The following is a 17,073-nucleotide window of genomic DNA, read 5'->3' as shown; positions in this document are numbered from 1 at the left end:
TGTTGCAAACCGCAATCTGCGCGGGATGCCGCTGGACAGGGATGACGCGGCTTCATACAATCGGTGTTAAGTAGAGTGCGCTCGTTTTTATTAAGGCGTCGCCGGTTATCGGGACGAGGATTTTTATCCATCAACGCCTTGCAATTCAGGAGAGGTATGACGATGTCATTAGAAGTGTTTGAGAAACTGGAAGCAAAAGTACAGCAGGCGATTGATACCATCACGCTGTTGCAGATGGAAATCGAAGAGCTGAAAGAAAAGAACAACTCACTGTCGCAGGAAGTTCAGTCTGCACAGCAGCAGCGTGAAGAGCTGGAGCGTGAGAACAACAACCTGAAAGAACAGCAGAACGGCTGGCAGGATCGTCTGCATGCCCTGTTGGGGCGTATGGAAGAAGTCTAATCCTCGTCATATTTCACGTTATGGCGGCGTTGGCTGCGTACATTCACCCCAGTCACATAGTGGCCTATGCTCCTGGGGATTCACTTACTTGCCGCCTTGCCCTGACGCGAAATCTATAGAGGATGTAGAATGCGAGTGCCTGTAGGCCGGATAAGGCGTAAGCCGCCAACCGGCAATCAGTGACAACGCATAAAAAAGGCACCTTGCGGTGCCTTTTTCACTTACTCGATATCGAGCGGGTCTTCGGAGAGGATTATCCCGGTGTTGTCGGCGTACAGGTGGTCGCCGGAGAAGAATGTCACGCCGCCAAAGTTGACGCGCACATCGCTTTCCCCAATCCCCTCTCCTGAAGCACCTACCGGAATTGCGGCAATCGCCTGAATGCCGATATCCAGTTCTTCCAGATCGTCTACCTGGCGGACTGAGCCGTAGATGACCAGACCTTCCCATTCATTCTGTACGGCCAGTCGTGCCAGTTCGGCATCGACCAGCGCACGACGGACAGAACCGCCGCCATCGACCAGCAGAATGCGACCACGGCCATTTTGTTCGAGCAGATCGTACAGCAACCCGTTGTCCTCGAAACATTTTACCGTGATGATTTGTCCGCCAAACGACGACCGTCCTCCAAAGTTAGAGAACAGCGGTTCCACGACGTTGACATCTTCCTGATAGATGTCACAAAGCTCGGATGTATCGTATTTCATAGGCTTAACGTTCAGTTGCTGCGAGAATTTTCAGTATATCGCGCTATGTGTACTGTTGGCAAAATCATCAATTGTTAATTGATATTTGTCAGTTAAAGAGACCACTGACTTAAGAAAATTCCAACGACAAACAGCAAGTTAGTTAATAGCGCCGCTTTTACGGTGCGTTCCAGCATCGGACGCATTGCCGCAGGATCCATTTCGCGCATCACGTAACGCGCCTGTTTGAAAAGCAGCGGAGCGGCAAGGATAAACAGCCATCCCCACAGACTTTGTAGCGAAAACAGGTTAAACAGCGCCAGGCAGACCAGCGTACCCATCAGCAGGCAGGCATGGTAGCGGCGGGCATTGACGGCACCTAAACGTACTACCAGCGTGTTCTTGCCGTTCTCTCTGTCGCTGTTGATATCGCGCAGGTTGTTGACGTTGAGCACGGCAGTTGCCAGCAGGCCACAGGCGGTGGCAGGCAGAATCAGCGCCGGAATCAGCGTATGCGCCTGCAGATACCAGCTTCCCATCACGCTAAGCCAGCCAAAGAATACCAGCACGGAAATATCGCCCAGACCGATATATCCGTAAGGGCGATTACCCACAGTGTAGGTGATCGCCGCGATAATCGACAGGCCCCCAAGTACCAGGAAACCGACAAAATCCGCCAGCGTGTGGCAGGCCACAGCAACCAGGGCCAGACCCGACAGACAGATCAACACCACGGTAACGATCAGCGCACGCTTCATCTGCTGTTGGGTGATAACCCCTTTTTGCATACCGCGCAGTGGTCCAATGCGGTCGGGCTTGTCGCTGCCTTTGACGGCATCGCCATAGTCGTTAGCGAGGTTGGACAGAATTTGCAGCAGTCCTGCCGTAATCAATGCCAACAGAGCAACCAGCGGATCGAAGTATCCTTGCCACCATGCTAATGCCGTACCGACGATGATCGCCGCGAAGGCGAGCGGTAAGGTCTTAGGTCGTAAACTTTCCAGCCAGGCTTGTGAGCGGCTAATTTTTTGTTGTTCAGTCATATTTAGCGCCAATAAAAATGGGGCTTTATCAGCCCCATCAACAGTGATGAAAATGCATTGAACGCGATTATAGGATAAAACGGCTCAGATCTTCATCTGCGACCAGCGCATCCAGATGTTTGCTCACATATTCGGCATCAATTGTGATGCTTTGGCCGTTTAAATCGCTCGCATCATAGGAAATATCTTCCATCAGACGCTCGAGAACGGTATGCAGACGACGTGCACCGATGTTTTCGGTGGTTTCATTGACCTGCCAGGCCGCTTCGGCAATGCGTTTAATGCCCGATTCGGTGAAGTTGATGTCCACACCTTCGGTCGCCATCAGCGCTTTGTACTGGACGGTGATGGAGGCATTCGGTTCGGTAAGGATACGCTCAAAATCGCTGGTGGTCAGCGCCTGCAGCTCGACACGAATCGGCAGACGACCCTGCAGTTCCGGGATCAGGTCAGACGGTTTCGCTACCTGGAATGCGCCAGAGGCGATAAACAGAATGTGGTCTGTTTTCACCATACCGTGTTTAGTGGAGACCGTGCAGCCTTCAACCAGCGGCAGCAGGTCGCGCTGTACGCCTTCACGGGACACGTCCGGGCCGGAGGATTCGCCGCGCTTACAGATTTTGTCGATTTCGTCGATAAACACGATTCCGTGTTGCTCAACGGCGTCGATAGCTTCCTGTTTCAGCTCTTCCGGATTCACCAGTTTGGCCGCTTCTTCTTCAATCAGCAGCTTCATCGCGTCTTTGATTTTCAGCTTACGCGGTTTTTGCTTCTGACCGCCCAGGTTCTGGAACATGGACTGTAGCTGGCTGGTCATCTCTTCCATTCCCGGAGGCGCCATGATTTCAACGCCCATCGGTGCGGCCGCGAGATCGATTTCGATCTCTTTATCATCCAGCTGGCCTTCACGCAGTTTTTTACGGAACGCCTGACGCGCTGCAGAAGGTTCCTGCGGCTGCTCTGACTGTCCCCAGTTATTTTTAGCCGGTGGGATCAGCACGTCGAGAATGCGCTCTTCCGCCATCTCTTCGGCACGGAAGCGGTTTTTCTCGATGGCCTGAACGCGGACCATTTTGATGGCAGCATCGGTCAGATCGCGGATGATAGAGTCAACTTCTTTACCAACATAGCCGACTTCGGTGAATTTTGTTGCTTCAACTTTGATGAACGGCGCGTTGGCCAGTTTTGCCAGACGACGGGCGATTTCGGTTTTACCGACGCCGGTTGGGCCAATCATCAGAATGTTTTTCGGCGTAACTTCATGGCGCAGCTCTTCGTTGAGCTGCATGCGGCGCCAGCGGTTACGCAGGGCAATCGCCACGGAACGCTTAGCGTTATCCTGGCCGATGATGTGTTTGTTCAGTTCGCTGACAATTTCGCGTGGGGTCATTTCAGACATGGGGGATCCTTACGCTTTGGAGTTCAATTCTTCGATGGTATGGAAGTGGTTGGTATAAATGCAGATATCCCCTGCAATATCCAACGCTTTCTCAGCAATCTCGCGTGCGCCAAGCTCGGTGTTTTCCAGCAGAGCGCGTGCAGCAGCCTGGGCGTAGGGACCGCCGGAGCCGATGGCAATCAGATCGTTTTCTGGCTGGATGACGTCGCCGTTACCGGTGATGATGAGTGATGCAGTTTCATCCGCAACGGCCAGCAGCGCTTCGAGTTTGCGCAGCATACGGTCGGTACGCCAGTCTTTTGCCAGTTCAACGGCAGCTTTCACCAGGTGACCCTGGTGCATTTCCAGCTTGCGTTCAAACAGTTCAAACAGCGTGAATGCATCCGCAGTACCGCCCGCAAAGCCCGCGATGACTTTGTCGTTGTACAGACGGCGGACTTTCTTCACGTTGCCTTTCATTACGGTGTTACCCAGTGTGGCCTGACCATCACCGGCGATTACCACATGGCCGTTACGGCGTACGCTTACTATTGTTGTCACGAGCAGACCCCTTGGTTACAAATGCAAAACACAGGCCCCGCGCAGTATGCGGGGCGTAATGCAAGTATAGATGGGGGGGATTTTGGGGGTTTCAACCCCCAGTGGCGAGTCGAATGCAGTTTGTGTGACCAGCAACTTTCAGGCGGCTGATGGTGTTGTCGGCATTCTCTTTGCCTTTGACCGGACCAATGACCACGCGATTCCAGCCGTTATTGGTGGTAATACGTGAGTTGAAGCCTTCAAAAGCCAACTGCGCGCGCACGGTTTCTGCCTGCTCAGCGCCTTTAAATGAGCCGCACTGTACCATCCAGCGGCGTTCATCTTTTTTCTCCGCCGTCTGTTTTGGCGGCTGCGTTTCATTTGTTATCGGCGCGGCCGGCTGCGTTTTCGGCTGAGCGGCGGTGGTATGCGCAGGTGTTTGCAGTAGATCCTGATACGGCTGTTGGGCCGCCGGTTTTGGCTGCGCCTTCGGCTGCTGTACCGGTGCGGCTTGCGCAGTACGCGTTTGCTGCTGCTGGTACGGCTGTTCTGTTACCCGTTGGCGCGGCTGTTGAGCCTGCTGTTGGGTGTTATTCCACTGCTGCTGTTGCACCTGACGTTGACGCTGCAGCGTTTGCTGGCGTTGTTCAGCAGTTTGTTCGTTCCACGGTACTTCGTTGAGCTGCGTTGGCTGTTGGCGCATATCGGCCTGCATTTGCGCCAACAACTGGCGCTGCTCATTGGTAAGCTGATCGGCGTTCAGTACCTCGCCGCCTGCAGACGGTTCGGTAGGCGCACGTACGCCAGGCTGACGGCTTTCCAGCTCTTTGATGTATCGCCAGCGCTCTTCCGGTTTTGGCGGGATGCCATTACCGGTGACTTTCTGGTTTTGCAGCGTTTCGGACTCTTCTTTCTTGTGATGCGTAATGAAGTACAGACCACCGATAAAGGTCACGAGTACGGCTGCAGCAATAGCAACCATAGCGGGCGATACCGCAGGCGTATTGCGTTGTTTTTTCCGTGATGTGCTCTTCTTGCGCCGCGAAGGTGCCGGTTGGCCGCGACGTACATAATCTCGTTGTGCCACTATCGTTTCGCTGTATTTATTCGTTCGTCAGCCCGCCATGTTACTTAAGCGGCGGGCCTTTGACCAGACAGGGGAGTCCGAAAGCACTTTACTTTACGTCAGTGCCCGGGTAGTGCCCCGAATAATAAGCTCGCAGTCCAGTAAACGTGAGCCACTGCTGACGTTCTGACCTTGTAGTTGATCGAGCAGTAACAGCATAGCTTCACGTCCGATATCGAAACGCGGCTGTGCGACGGTTGTCAGGGGTGGATCACAAAATTCCGTGAGCGAAATATTATCAAAGCCAATGATGGATAAATCGTCAGGTACCTTCAGACCCTGACGTTTGGCGTAAGAGAGTGCCCCCAGCGCCATGACATCGCTGTGGCAAAAGACCGCAGTAGGTGGCTGTGGAAGCTCAAGGAGTTGCTTAAGCGCATTGGCTCCCGCTTCATAGGTAAAGTCACCACGCGCGATGAAATGCGGATCGACCGTAATTCCACTGCGGCGCAATGCCTGAACGTAACCTTGCAGACGGTAATGGCACAGCGGCATATCCTCTGGTCCGGCGATACAGCCAATGCGTTTATGCCCCAGTTCCAGCAGATAGTTCATCGCGTTGAAGGCGGCGGTGAGATTATCAATGTGCACGGTGGGGAGTTCCAGCTCTGGCGCGAACTCGTTGGACATGACCATCGGCGGCAAGTTGCGCTGCTCTTCCACGCTGGCATCAAACGGCAGGCGCGAGCTGAGCAGCACCATGCCATCGATCTGCTTGGTGATAATGAGGTTGAGGAAGGTCTTTTCCTGCTGATTCTGGTGGGCGCAGTCGCCGATAAGCACCAGATATCCCTGCTCAGCGGCGGTCACTTCTATGCCGCGAATCACTTCGCTAAAAAACGGATCGCAGATATCCGGCACAATCACCAGAATGGTACGTGATTCATTACGCTTAACGTTGCGTCCCATTGATTGGGGTAAATATCCCACTTCCAGCGCTGCCTGTTCAACCTTGTTACGGGTTGACTGCGAGACTTTGTCCGGGTTCATTAATGCGCGGGATACGGTTGCCGTTGAGACTTTCGCCTTCAGAGCAACATCTTTCATCGTAGCGGCGGCAACCTGCTTATTCGGTTTCACTCTTTCTCCTCGCCAGAGAGCTGCTGGCACAGACTCGTCCTTGAATAGCCTTCATCTGAAACATTTTTATCAGATAGTTAATGGAAGCGGTTACAGAATTTTCATAAAAAGTGTGATGGATCTTTAATTTTACGATCCGCCTCGCATCGTGAGGGATTATCCCTCGATGGGATCGACATCCAGCACCCATTTAACCTTACGTGCATCGGGTAACGTATTGATCAGCGCCAGCGTGCCGCTGACGATATGCTGCAGGCGAATTCGCGACGGATGTTGCAACAAAATTTGCCAGCGATAGCGACCGCCGCGCTTGGGGGCCAGGGCGGGAACCGGGCCGAGCACCCACAGTTTGTCATCGGCAAGCGGACTGGCCTGGATCAGATTTCGCAACTGTTGTAAGAACATTGGCGCATGCTGGTTGTTATGATCTTCTGCCCGCACGATCACATGGCTGGTCCACGGTGGAAGCTGGAGCGTTTGTCGCTCGGCCAGCGCCTGCTCGGCAAACGCGTCATAACCTTTGTACAGCAAAGTTTGCAGCAGCGGATGCTCAGGATGGTGCGTTTGTAGCACCACTTCGCCCTGTTTCCCGGCGCGTCCTGCTCGCCCGGAGACCTGCGTGTAAAGCTGGGCGAAGCGTTCTGCTGACCGGAAATCTGCAGAGAACAGCGCGCCGTCAACGTCCAGAAGCGCCACCAGGGTGACGTCCGGGAAGTGGTGGCCTTTGGCCAGCATTTGCGTGCCGATCAGAATTCGTGCGCCGCCGCGATGTACTTCCGCCAGATGCTGCTCCAGCGACCCTTTACGGCTGGTGGTGTCGCGATCGATGCGTGAGATTGGCACGCCGGGGAAAAAAGGGGCCAGAGCCTGCTCAAGCTGTTCGGTGCCGAGTCCAACCGGAACCATATGCGTTGAGCCGCAGGAAGGGCACTGACGTGGTATTGGGCGCTGGCTGTCGCAGTGGTGGCAGCGTAAATGGTGCTGTGCCTGATGCAGCGTGTAGTAGTGATCGCAGCGCGGACATTCGGCAATCCAGCCGCAGTCATGGCACAGCAGCGCAGGAGCAAAGCCCCGGCGGTTCAAAAACAGAATCACCTGGTTATCCGCCTGCAGGTGCTGACGCATACGGGTGATAAGCGCAGGGGCGAGTCCGGCCTGCACCTGCTGACCTTTGAGATCCAGCACGTGCTGAGTGGCGGGGCGCGCATTTCCGGCACGTCGCGTCAGGCGTAGCATGCGATATTTTTTCTGTCGCACGTTGCACAGCGTTTCCAGAGCCGGAGTGGCTGAGCCGAGAATAATCGGGATCTGCTCGCTGTGGGCGCGATAAACCGCGAGATCGCGCGCATGATAGCGCCAGCCTTCCTGCTGTTTATAAGAGCTGTCATGCTCTTCGTCGATGACAATCACGCCGAGATTTTTAAACGGTGTAAACAGCGACGAGCGCGTGCCGATAACAATCGCCGCTTCGCCATTTTTTGCTTTCAACCAGGCCGAAAGACGTTCGCTGTCGTTCAAACCGGAGTGCAGGACTTCGACTGGCGCATTGAAGCGTTCGCGAAAACGGGCAATAGTTTGCGGCGTCAGGCCAATCTCCGGCACCATCACCAGCGCCTGTTTGCCCTGGGCCAGGACATTTTCCAGTACGCTTAGATAGACCTCTGTTTTGCCTGAGCCCGTCACGCCCGCTAATAGCCAGGCGCTAAAACTGTCCGCGGCGCTGTGAATTGCTCCGACGGCGGTGGCTTGCTCGGTGTTCAGTCGAAGACGCTCACCGGAAACCGCGTAGTGGGTACGCCAGTCGCTAAAACCAGGCGTTTCGCTCGCCAGATCGCACAGCCCTTTTTTCCGCAGCGCCTGTAATGCGGCGTCATTAAATTCGAGCTCAGCCACCTGGTCGCGCCAGATTTTTCCCTGGCGTAGCGCAGCCAGCGCCTGCTGTTGCTTGGGAGAGCGCTTGAGGCTGTTGAGATCAATAACCTGACCTTCTTCAGTGGCAAACCAGTACCATATAGGCGCGTTTGTCGCCGGGCGTCCCTGGCGCAGCAGAATCGGCAGGGCGTGAAACAGTACGTCGCCGATAGGATGGTGATAATAGTCAGCCGCCCACAACAGTAGACGCCAGACGGAGGTCGAATAAACCGGCTCGCTGTCCAGCACTTCGAGAACGGCTTTCAATTCGCTCAGCGGCAGTTCGCTGTGCTCGCTGACGGATAGAACGATGCCCACGCGCTCCTGTTGCTTGCCAAAGGGCACGCGTACACGACACCCAGCTTTGGCGCTCATGCCTTCTGGCAGAAGGTAGTCAAAGGTGCGAGGTAGCGGAACGGGTAAGGCAACGTGCGCAACGGGCATTGAATCATCCTGACTTGAAATCTGGCGGGTTAGTATACACATTAGTGAAGGGTAGAATGCGGATCAGTTTGCATGAGCAGGTTAATTTCTGTATGATTCGCCGCCTTTGATGCAAATTGATTGCGTCAAACAATGACCATTACCCGAGAGTTTCAGGCTGTTGATGCAGCGTGAAAGGTGACGGGGAATAATTAACATCGCGTGGTGTCTGGCGTTAGGGCTGGAAGAGCGACGCGGCCTTAAACCGAGGTTTTCCCATGAAAAAAGATATTCACCCGAAATACGAAGAAATTACTGCAAACTGCTCTTGCGGTAACGTCATGAAAATCCGCTCTACCGTCGGTCACGATCTGAACCTAGACGTGTGCGGTCAGTGCCACCCGTTCTATACTGGCAAGCAGCGTGATGTTGCTACCGGTGGCCGTGTTGATCGCTTCAACAAGCGTTTCAGCATCCCAGGCAGCAAGTAAGTTTCAGCTGTCAGAAAAAAGCGCCTTATGGCGCTTTTTTTGTATCTGCGCCTGCAGACTGAAATTCGTATTGATGTATTGAATAATGTCTTTTATTTAATAAATAAAACGGTGTTTTTATTTTTACGATAAAATGTTTCAACTGGTGATCTGCGTCCTTTTTATCTTCTTGTTTTTGCCACTTATGCCAATCTTTGGCAAAATACCAAAGGTTTCTTCCTTCTTTCTAAAATACACTTTCGTGGAAATATAAAATTATTCTTATTCCTTCATCGTTTCTTCATTTATGGACGGAGCGAGATGGGCAATTTCCTAGATTTAGTGTGAAGAGGGATGGTCATGAAATTTAAATCCGCGTTATTACTGATTTCATTATTCTCTGCGGCCGCGCAAGCGGGTTATGTTGATTATCGACATGAATATTATGATGATGGTCGTAATTACGACCGTGTTTATATGTCGCATCGTTTTGCTACTGGTTTTGGTGTCGCAGTCGAGGCCATTTCACGTTCCGAAAATACGCAATCTAATGATGCGTGGAATAATATGGAAAGTAATGGCAACGAGTATACGGCCAGCTACCAGTTCACTTGGAAGGACCTTGTCTGGCAGCCGGGTATTGCGATCGAAATGGGCGATAACATCTCGATTTATAAGCCTTATATTCGCGTGCAGTATAACATCAATGACCATTGGTGGACCGCGTTCCGCTATCGTCAGGAGTACATGCGTAGAAACACTGACGGCAAGGATGACCGCATGGTCTATCGTCCGGAAGCATGGCTCGGTTATAACATCAATGACTGGATGTTTGAGCTAAATGGTATTTATAAAATTGCCGATAGCGAAGATTTATATAACAACCGAAAAGACGATTACGAATATAACTTCCGTGTGGCGTATAAAATAGGCTCATGGGTTCCATTTGTTGAGGTGGGTAACGTTTCCTCGGGGTATAACACCACAACCACAGACGATCGTCAGACCCGCTATCGCGTTGGTCTCGGTTATAACTTCTGACCGTTAATACACTTCGTATCGATTTATTACGCTGAGCATCGGTATACGCATAGTTTGCGTGAATAATGTGTCTAAGGAGTTAACATCATGTCTAATGATGGAACAATGATCGGAAGCAATCAAAATATTGCCGTCAGGCCTTTCGGATTAAGAGATAAATTCGGTTATTTATGTGGTGACCTCGGAACCTGTTTTATTCTTGGACTGGTAAATAGTTTTTTAATGATTTATTACACCAACGTACTCGGTATTTCCGGTGTTATTGTTGGTTCACTCTATTTTGTGACCAAACTCTTTGATGCGTTTGTCGACGTTGGCGTAGGGCGCTTATGTGATACCTCTAAACTGACGGCTCATGGGCGATTTAACCCCTGGGTGCGCCGCATGAAGTACCCGTTTTGCATCATTGCGGTCGTTCTGTTCCTGCCGTTTGTGCATGATTTTTCTTATACGGCGAAAATTATCTACATCTGCTGTTCCTATTTTATTTACGGTTCGCTGTTATCGACAGTGAGTATTCCGTATGGCGCCATGTCTGCGGCGATTAGCTCGAATCCGGAAGATCGCGTATCGCTGTCAACCTGGCGCAGCGTAGGGTCCGCCATCGGTGGCGGGACAACCGGCTTTTTTATTCCGATCCTGATGTACACCACTCTGGTGGACGGAAGCCAGGTGATCTCTGGGCAGCATTTCTTCTGGATTGCCATTGGTTGTTCTGTGCTGGGGTTTATCTTTTTAACGTTGACCTGTCAGTTAACGACGGAACGCGTGCGGGTGGAAAGAAAAGAGAGCATGCCGGTTTCTGTGCTGCTGAAGGGGTTGATACGCAATAAAGCGCTGATTGTTTTAGTGGTTGTGGATCTGCTGATTGTGATTAATCAGGGGTTGTCTGGTACCAACATGACTTACCTGTTTAATGACTATTTCCATAACAAAGAGGCCATGTCCGTTGCATTGCTCTTCACCTTTGGCTCTCTGGTTTTGCTGGCACCCTCAGCATCCTGGCTCACGAAGCGTTTTGGTAAGAAAGAAGCCAGCGTAGGCGCGCTGCTCTTTGCGGTAGCCATGTATGTGATTATGTACTTCACCCACATTACCGACGCGAAGGTTTATTTGGTTTTCCTGTTCCTGGCGACGCTGGGAGCCGGGTTATTCAACCTGATGATTTGGGCGTTTATGACCGATGTGTGTGATTATCACCAGTATGTCACTGGCGATCGTGAGGATGGGACCGTTTATGGCGTGAACTTCTTCGCCCGCAAGGTTGGCCAGGCGTGCGCTGGGGCTATTGGCGGCTTTATGCTGGCCATCATTGGTTATCAATCTTCGTCAACGGGTGGCGCTGTGCAAACCAGCATTGTGCAGGAAAACATCTATACGATGGCAAATCTGTTACCGGCTTTATGCCTGTTCTTGGCAGCGGTCATTCTGATTTATTTCTATCCATTGAACCGTAAAGAGACGCTCAAAATGGAAGAAACATTGAATAAGCTTAATGGTATCAGTAAGTAACGTAGTGAGAAGCGGCGGGAGTAATCCCGCCTTTTCTCATCTGTCTTGAAAAATCAGTATTCCCACGTTTCCGGGTTGATACCCAGTTCACGCATGATTACCTTTGCTTCTTCCGGGATTTCATCGCTGCGCTCTTTACGCAGGTCGTCATCGTTGGGTAATGGTTGCCCGGTAAAAGCATGCAGAAACGCTTCACACAGCAGTTCGCTGTTGGTGGCGTGACGCAGGTTGTTAACCTGACGACGCGTGCGTTCATCGGTAAGGATTTTTAACACCTTCAGAGGAATGGAAACCGTAATTTTTTTGACTTGCTCACTCTTCTTACCGTGCTCAGCGTATGGGCTGATATATTCGCCGCTCCATTCAGCCATGAGATACCTAATCCTCTTTGTCATTAATATTGAGGCCAGAACCTGAGCCCGGACCATAATTGCGCGTAGTTTATCGTAGTGGCGTGGCCCTGACACGAAGTAAGCCGACGCAGATGTACGCTAATGCATATAATTTTAACGGCTATTTCCGGTTTGCTCAATCTATACGCAAAGAAGTTTAGATGTCCAGATGTATTGACGGCTATCGTAACTATGATTACTCTGGTGTCTGACTTTTCACCGACTCAGCCAGGATCTCCTCAATATGACGCGTAAACAGGCCACCATCGCAGTGCGTAGCGGGTTAAATGACGACGAACAGTACGGTTGCGTTGTCCCGCCGATCCACCTCTCCAGCACCTATAACTTTACCGGTTTTAATGAGCCTCGCGCCCATGACTATTCGCGCCGCGGTAACCCAACGCGTGATGTCGTTCAGCGTGCGCTGGCGGAACTGGAAGGTGGGGCGGGGGCAGTACTGACCAATACTGGCATGTCGGCGATTCATCTGGTGACTACGGTATTCCTCAAGCCTGGCGATCTGCTGGTCGCACCGCACGACTGCTACGGCGGGAGTTATCGTCTGTTTGACAGCCTGGCAAAGCGTGGCTGTTATCGCGTACTGTTTGTCGATCAAGGAGATGAGCAGGCGTTGCAGGCGGCACTGGCGGAAAAACCGAAGCTGGTGCTGGTAGAAAGCCCAAGCAACCCGCTGCTGCGCGTGGTGGATATCGCGAAAATCTGCCAGCTGGCGCGCGAGGCTGGTGCGGTCAGCGTGGTGGACAACACTTTTTTAAGCCCGGCACTGCAAAATCCACTGGCATTAGGCGCCGATCTGGTGTTGCATTCATGCACGAAATATTTAAACGGTCACTCCGACGTAGTGGCTGGTGTGGTGATAGCAAAAGATCCTGAAATGGTCACTGAACTGGCATGGTGGGCGAATAATATTGGTGTGACCGGCGGCGCGTTTGATAGTTATCTGCTGTTGCGCGGCCTGCGTACTTTGTCACCTCGTATGGAGGTGGCGCAACGTAATGCTCAGGCGATTGTGGATTATCTGCAAACTCAGCCGCTGGTGAAAAAATTGTATCACCCGTCATTGCCGGATAATCAGGGCCATGAGATTGCCGCGCGTCAGCAAAAAGGGTTTGGCGCGATGTTGAGTTTTGAGCTGGATGGCGATGAGCAAACGCTGCGTCGCTTCCTCGGCGGGTTGTCATTGTTTACGCTGGCGGAATCGTTAGGGGGCGTTGAAAGTCTGATCTCCCATGCCGCAACCATGACACACGCGGGAATGGCGCCAGAAGCGCGTGCTGCTGCCGGAATTTCGGAAACGCTGTTGCGTATCTCCACCGGTATTGAAGATGGCGAAGATTTAATTGCCGACCTGGAAAATGGCTTCCGGGCTGCAAACAAGGGGTAAACATGAGTGTGATTGCGCAGGCAGGGACGAAGGGTCGTCAACTGCACAAATTTGGTGGTAGTAGTCTGGCTGATGTGAAATGTTATCTGCGTGTCGCAGGCATTATGGCGGAGTACTCGCAGCCTGATGACATGATGGTTGTTTCAGCCGCAGGCAGTACCACTAACCAGTTGATTAGCTGGCTAAAATTAAGCCAGACCGATCGTCTGTCTGCGCATCAGGTTCAACAGGCGTTACGTCGCTATCAGAGTGAGCTTATCAGCGGTTTGTTACCTCCTGATGTGGCGGATGGGCTGATCGGCGCGTTTATTCACGATCTGGAGCGCCTGGCCGGATTACTCGACAGCGGCGTGAATGATGCCGTCTATGCTGAAGTCGTCGGGCATGGCGAGGTGTGGTCGGCGCGTTTGATGTCTGCCGTCCTTAACCAACAGGGGCTGGAGTCAGCCTGGCTGGATGCGCGCGATTTTTTACGTGCCGAGCGCGGCGCTCAGCCGCAGGTGGATGAAGGTCTTTCTTACCCATTGCTGCAACAACTGCTGGCGCAGCATCCGGGCAAACGCCTGGTCGTTACCGGTTTCATTAGCCGCAGCAACGCCGGTGAGACGGTACTGCTGGGGCGTAACGGCTCCGACTACTCGGCGACGCAGGTTGGCGCGTTGGCGGGGGTTTCCCGCGTAACCATCTGGAGCGATGTCGCCGGGGTTTACAGCGCGGATCCGCGTAAAGTAAAAGATGCCTGTCTGCTGCCGCTGCTGCGTCTGGATGAAGCCAGCGAGCTGGCGCGTCTGGCGGCTCCGGTTCTCCATGCCCGCACCCTCCAGCCGGTTTCCGGCAGCGATATCGATCTCCAGTTGCGTTGTAGCTATACGCCGGAGCAGGGATCGACGCGTATTGAACGCGTGCTGGCTTCCGGTACCGGGGCACGTATTGTGACCAGCCATGACGACGTTTGCCTGATTGAGTTTCAGGTTCCCACTGGCCAGGACTTTAAACTGGCCTATAAAGAGATTGATCAGATTTTAAAACGCACCCAGGTGCGTCCGCTGGCAGTGGGTGTGCATCCTGACCGCCAGTTGCTGCAATTTTGCTATACCTCCGAAGTCGCTGATGGCGCACTGAAAATTCTGGATGAAGCTGGCCTGCCGGGCGAACTGCGTCTGCGCCAGGGGCTGGCGCTGGTGGCGATGGTTGGGGCGGGCGTCACCCGTAACCCGCTGCACTGCCATCGCTTTTGGCAACAGCTGAAAGGTCAGCCGGTCGAATTCACCTGGCAGTCGGAAGAGGGCATTAGCCTGGTCGCCGTCTTGCGTACCGGGCCAACGGAGAGCCTGATTCAGGGTCTGCACCAGTCAATCTTTCGCGCGGAAAAACGCATTGGTCTGGTGCTGTTCGGCAAAGGTAACATTGGGTCGCGCTGGCTGGAGCTGTTTGCCCGCGAGCAGAGCACGCTCTCGGCGCGTACCGGATTAGAGTTCGTGCTGGCAGGAGTGGTTGATAGCCGCCGTAGCCTGCTGAATTACGAAGGGCTGGATGCCAGCCGCGCGTTGGCCTTCTTCGATGACGAGGCGGTAGAACAGGATGAAGAGTCATTGTTCCTGTGGATGCGTGCCCACCCGTATGATGATTTAGTGGTGCTGGACGTCACTGCCAGCGAGCAGTTGGCGGAGCAGTATCTGGATTTCGCCAGTCATGGCTTCCACGTTATCAGCGCCAACAAGCTGGCGGGGGCGAGCAGCAGTAATAATTACCGCCAGATTCATGACGCCTTTGAAAAAACCGGTCGCCACTGGCTGTATAACGCCACCGTCGGCGCAGGCTTGCCGATCAACCATACCGTGCGCGATCTGATTGATAGCGGAGATACTATTCTGTCTATCAGTGGGATCTTCTCCGGCACGTTGTCGTGGTTGTTCCTGCAATTTGATGGCACGGTCCCGTTCACCGATCTGGTGGATCAGGCGTGGCAGCAGGGTCTGACTGAACCTGATCCGCGCGTGGATCTTTCCGGCAAAGATGTGATGCGCAAGCTGGTGATTCTGGCGCGTGAAGCGGGTTACGACATCGAACCGGACCAGGTGCGCGTAGAGTCCCTGGTGCCTGCGCACTGTGAAGCAGGTTCTATTGACCATTTCTTTGAAAATGGCGATGAGCTGAACGAGCAGATGGTGCAACGCCTGGAAGCGGCACGTGAAATGGGACTGGTGCTACGCTATGTGGCGCGTTTTGACGCTAACGGTAAGGCACGCGTTGGCGTTGAAGCGGTACGCCCTGAGCACCCGCTGGCGGCACTACTGCCGTGCGATAACGTCTTCGCCATTGAAAGCCGTTGGTATCGTGATAACCCGCTGGTCATTCGCGGACCGGGGGCGGGCCGCGATGTGACCGCCGGGGCGATTCAGTCTGATATCAACCGCCTGGCGCAACTGCTGTAGTTTTTGTTGTCGGAAAACATGTGTAAACATCGCCCTCAATGAGGGCGTTGTATTTATCTGCCAGCGATCTTATCGCCTGAAACACCGAATGGGCAGAGTAACGGGTACTTTGCTCAAATTCCGTCTGTTGCCGCAACCAGGCGAGAAAACGATGGCTTGCCGCCAGGGTTATTGACGCGCTTTCTTCAACCCGCCCCTGCGTTAACAAACACACCATTTTACGTATATCGCCTCGTTGCCAGATTTGCCACTGATTTCGCCACCATCCCTGATACGTTTTACCCAGCAATTGCCAGGGCAGCGTGCGCTTATCGCTATTCATTTCTTCATCAATAAACCACAGCGAGGCGCGATGATGGCGAAACTGTTCCGCCCATGCGGTTATCGCTGCGCCGCGCAGGAAGCATTCGTGGGCAATAATATGGGTTTTTACCTCTGGCCACAGATGGCTCAGCAGGCGGAAATGCCCATGGGCAGTAATGACCGGGCGTAAAATCGCGCCGCTGGCGTTCCGTTTGAGTATGGCGCTGCCGTACTGGATTTCATCAAACTGGCTGCGGCGTAAAAACTGGGTTTCCCGCTGACTCACTCGCTCAATGATATCGTCGTGAATGACTGTTGGCTCAGCACTGCCACGCCAGCGGTAAAGCAATGATATACCGGCAGTGTGCGGCGTGAAGTTGCTGGAAATATGCAGAACATTGCCGCGAATAGCGTCAAAAGAGAGTAATACATAGAGTTGCTGGTCTGCACTAACACCCTGAAAAGGGACGAGCAAGGGAATCGTCGCTATTTGTTCTGGCAAAACGATGCCGGTGGGAGGCGCCTGCTTTGGTGTCCACACTTTTTTGCAGTTTCGGCACTGGACGCGCTGGCTGCCCTGGGGATTATGCCCATAGCGGATGATTTCTCGTTGGTAGCAACATGGGCAAAACTGACCACGATTAGCGGCAAAATCCGCTAAATATGCCGACAACCAGCAAAGGAACTGTTCCTCATCAAACAGCGGTGGAAGGCTGCCGCATGCCCGACAATGCAGTGCGGCATAACCCAGCCGATATTCTGGCCAGCTGTAATCAGCTGAACTCGCCAGCCCCAGATTTTTGCAGCCAAAGGATTTGCAGCAATTGATAGTGAACAGTGACGTCATCCTGTTACCAACGATTTTTAATGGTCGTTGATTTTGGCCTGCAACTATCACCGATGGATGTGAGTTTTCTCACATAAAA

General features: G+C 53.0%; 15 protein-coding genes. 6 read left to right on the top strand and 9 right to left on the bottom strand.

Going from position 1 to position 17,073, the window contains the following annotated elements:
• Positions 1-156 precede the first annotated feature (156 nt).
• Complete coding sequence (gene zapB / locus HV352_RS22465; RefSeq protein ID WP_019077914.1) at positions 157-402, top strand: septal ring assembly protein ZapB; 246 nt, start codon at positions 157-159, stop codon at positions 400-402.
• A 221-nt stretch (positions 403-623) separates the two neighbouring features.
• Here the strand turns inward: zapB and rraA are convergent, their stop codons facing one another.
• The 7 genes from rraA to priA form a co-directional block, all read right to left on the bottom strand.
• On the bottom strand, positions 624-1,109 hold the full coding sequence (rraA, locus tag HV352_RS22460; RefSeq protein ID WP_008787034.1) for a ribonuclease E activity regulator RraA: 486 nt from the start codon (positions 1,107-1,109) through the stop codon (positions 624-626).
• 92 nt (positions 1,110-1,201) lie between these two features.
• Positions 1,202-2,131, bottom strand: a complete 930-nt coding sequence (gene menA, locus HV352_RS22455; RefSeq protein ID WP_016157915.1) for a 1,4-dihydroxy-2-naphthoate polyprenyltransferase — start codon at positions 2,129-2,131, stop codon at positions 1,202-1,204.
• A 67-nt stretch (positions 2,132-2,198) separates the two neighbouring features.
• Complete coding sequence (hslU, locus tag HV352_RS22450; RefSeq protein WP_003028803.1) at positions 2,199-3,530, bottom strand: HslU--HslV peptidase ATPase subunit; 1,332 nt, start codon at positions 3,528-3,530, stop codon at positions 2,199-2,201.
• A 9-nt stretch (positions 3,531-3,539) separates the two neighbouring features.
• Entirely contained in the window at positions 3,540-4,070 is a 531-nt protein-coding gene (gene hslV / locus HV352_RS22445) for an ATP-dependent protease subunit HslV (protein ID WP_003028805.1), read from the bottom strand.
• Between the two features lie 91 nt (positions 4,071-4,161).
• On the bottom strand, positions 4,162-5,136 hold the full coding sequence (gene ftsN, locus HV352_RS22440) for a cell division protein FtsN (protein WP_072034356.1): 975 nt from the start codon (positions 5,134-5,136) through the stop codon (positions 4,162-4,164).
• Positions 5,137-5,229: 93 nt separating this feature from the next.
• Positions 5,230-6,255, bottom strand: a complete 1,026-nt coding sequence (gene cytR, locus HV352_RS22435) for a DNA-binding transcriptional regulator CytR (protein WP_016157916.1) — start codon at positions 6,253-6,255, stop codon at positions 5,230-5,232.
• A 156-nt stretch (positions 6,256-6,411) separates the two neighbouring features.
• Positions 6,412-8,610, bottom strand: a complete 2,199-nt coding sequence (gene priA / locus HV352_RS22430; protein WP_016155264.1) for a primosomal protein N' — start codon at positions 8,608-8,610, stop codon at positions 6,412-6,414.
• 257 nt (positions 8,611-8,867) lie between these two features.
• Between priA and rpmE the strand changes: the two genes are divergently transcribed.
• The 3 genes from rpmE (at position 8,868) to HV352_RS22415 (ending at position 11,612) form a co-directional block, all read left to right on the top strand.
• The gene (gene rpmE / locus HV352_RS22425) at positions 8,868-9,080 is read left to right on the top strand and encodes a 50S ribosomal protein L31 (RefSeq protein ID WP_008787040.1); all 213 of its coding nucleotides are present in this window, start codon (positions 8,868-8,870) and stop codon (positions 9,078-9,080) included.
• 339 nt (positions 9,081-9,419) lie between these two features.
• Entirely contained in the window at positions 9,420-10,100 is a 681-nt protein-coding gene (locus HV352_RS22420; RefSeq protein ID WP_181635093.1) for an oligogalacturonate-specific porin KdgM family protein, read from the top strand.
• 87 nt (positions 10,101-10,187) lie between these two features.
• Positions 10,188-11,612 (top strand): glycoside-pentoside-hexuronide (GPH):cation symporter, encoded by a 1,425-nt coding sequence (locus HV352_RS22415; RefSeq protein WP_131347343.1) that lies wholly within the window; start codon positions 10,188-10,190, stop codon positions 11,610-11,612.
• A gap of 53 nt (positions 11,613-11,665) precedes the next feature.
• On the opposite strand, the gene metJ is transcribed toward HV352_RS22415, so the two are convergent.
• The gene (gene metJ / locus HV352_RS22410) at positions 11,666-11,983 is read right to left on the bottom strand and encodes a met regulon transcriptional regulator MetJ (protein ID WP_003825168.1); all 318 of its coding nucleotides are present in this window, start codon (positions 11,981-11,983) and stop codon (positions 11,666-11,668) included.
• Between the two features lie 265 nt (positions 11,984-12,248).
• Here metJ and metB point away from each other — a divergent pair, with 265 nt between their 5' ends.
• Together metB and metL are read left to right on the top strand one after the other, a co-directional pair.
• The gene (gene metB / locus HV352_RS22405) at positions 12,249-13,409 is read left to right on the top strand and encodes a cystathionine gamma-synthase (protein WP_016155267.1); all 1,161 of its coding nucleotides are present in this window, start codon (positions 12,249-12,251) and stop codon (positions 13,407-13,409) included.
• Between the two features lie 2 nt (positions 13,410-13,411).
• A complete protein-coding gene (metL, locus tag HV352_RS22400; protein ID WP_019077906.1) occupies positions 13,412-15,844 on the top strand; it encodes a bifunctional aspartate kinase/homoserine dehydrogenase II in 2,433 nt (810 codons plus the stop codon).
• Here the strand turns inward: metL and HV352_RS22395 are convergent.
• Positions 15,819-16,994, bottom strand: coding sequence for a cytoplasmic protein (locus HV352_RS22395; protein ID WP_181635092.1), 1,176 nt, complete (start codon positions 16,992-16,994; stop codon positions 15,819-15,821). The two genes, metL and HV352_RS22395, sit on opposite strands and share 26 nt — an antisense overlap.
• Positions 16,995-17,073: the final 79 nt, after the last annotated feature.

Source organism: Citrobacter sp. RHBSTW-01044 (genome assembly GCF_013781945.1).
Taxonomy (GTDB): Bacteria; Pseudomonadota; Gammaproteobacteria; order Enterobacterales; family Enterobacteriaceae; genus Citrobacter; species Citrobacter braakii.
The sequence above is the reverse complement of the archived record's forward strand: the minus strand, read 5'-3'. Positions and strand labels throughout refer to the sequence as shown.

Coding starts and splice junctions, on each gene's coding strand:
- priA (WP_016155264.1), bottom strand. CDS start 8,610: ATGCCCGTTGCGCACGTTGCCTTACCCGTTCCGCTACCTCGCACCTTT.
- rpmE (WP_008787040.1), top strand. CDS start 8,868: ATGAAAAAAGATATTCACCCGAAATACGAAGAAATTACTGCAAACTGC.
- HV352_RS22395 (WP_181635092.1), bottom strand. CDS start 16,994: ATGACGTCACTGTTCACTATCAATTGCTGCAAATCCTTTGGCTGCAAA.
- metJ (WP_003825168.1), bottom strand. CDS start 11,983: ATGGCTGAATGGAGCGGCGAATATATCAGCCCATACGCTGAGCACGGT.
- HV352_RS22420 (WP_181635093.1), top strand. CDS start 9,420: ATGAAATTTAAATCCGCGTTATTACTGATTTCATTATTCTCTGCGGCC.
- HV352_RS22415 (WP_131347343.1), top strand. CDS start 10,188: ATGTCTAATGATGGAACAATGATCGGAAGCAATCAAAATATTGCCGTC.
- menA (WP_016157915.1), bottom strand. CDS start 2,131: ATGACTGAACAACAAAAAATTAGCCGCTCACAAGCCTGGCTGGAAAGT.
- hslU (WP_003028803.1), bottom strand. CDS start 3,530: ATGTCTGAAATGACCCCACGCGAAATTGTCAGCGAACTGAACAAACAC.
- zapB (WP_019077914.1), top strand. CDS start 157: ATGACGATGTCATTAGAAGTGTTTGAGAAACTGGAAGCAAAAGTACAG.
- rraA (WP_008787034.1), bottom strand. CDS start 1,109: ATGAAATACGATACATCCGAGCTTTGTGACATCTATCAGGAAGATGTC.
- metB (WP_016155267.1), top strand. CDS start 12,249: ATGACGCGTAAACAGGCCACCATCGCAGTGCGTAGCGGGTTAAATGAC.
- metL (WP_019077906.1), top strand. CDS start 13,412: ATGAGTGTGATTGCGCAGGCAGGGACGAAGGGTCGTCAACTGCACAAA.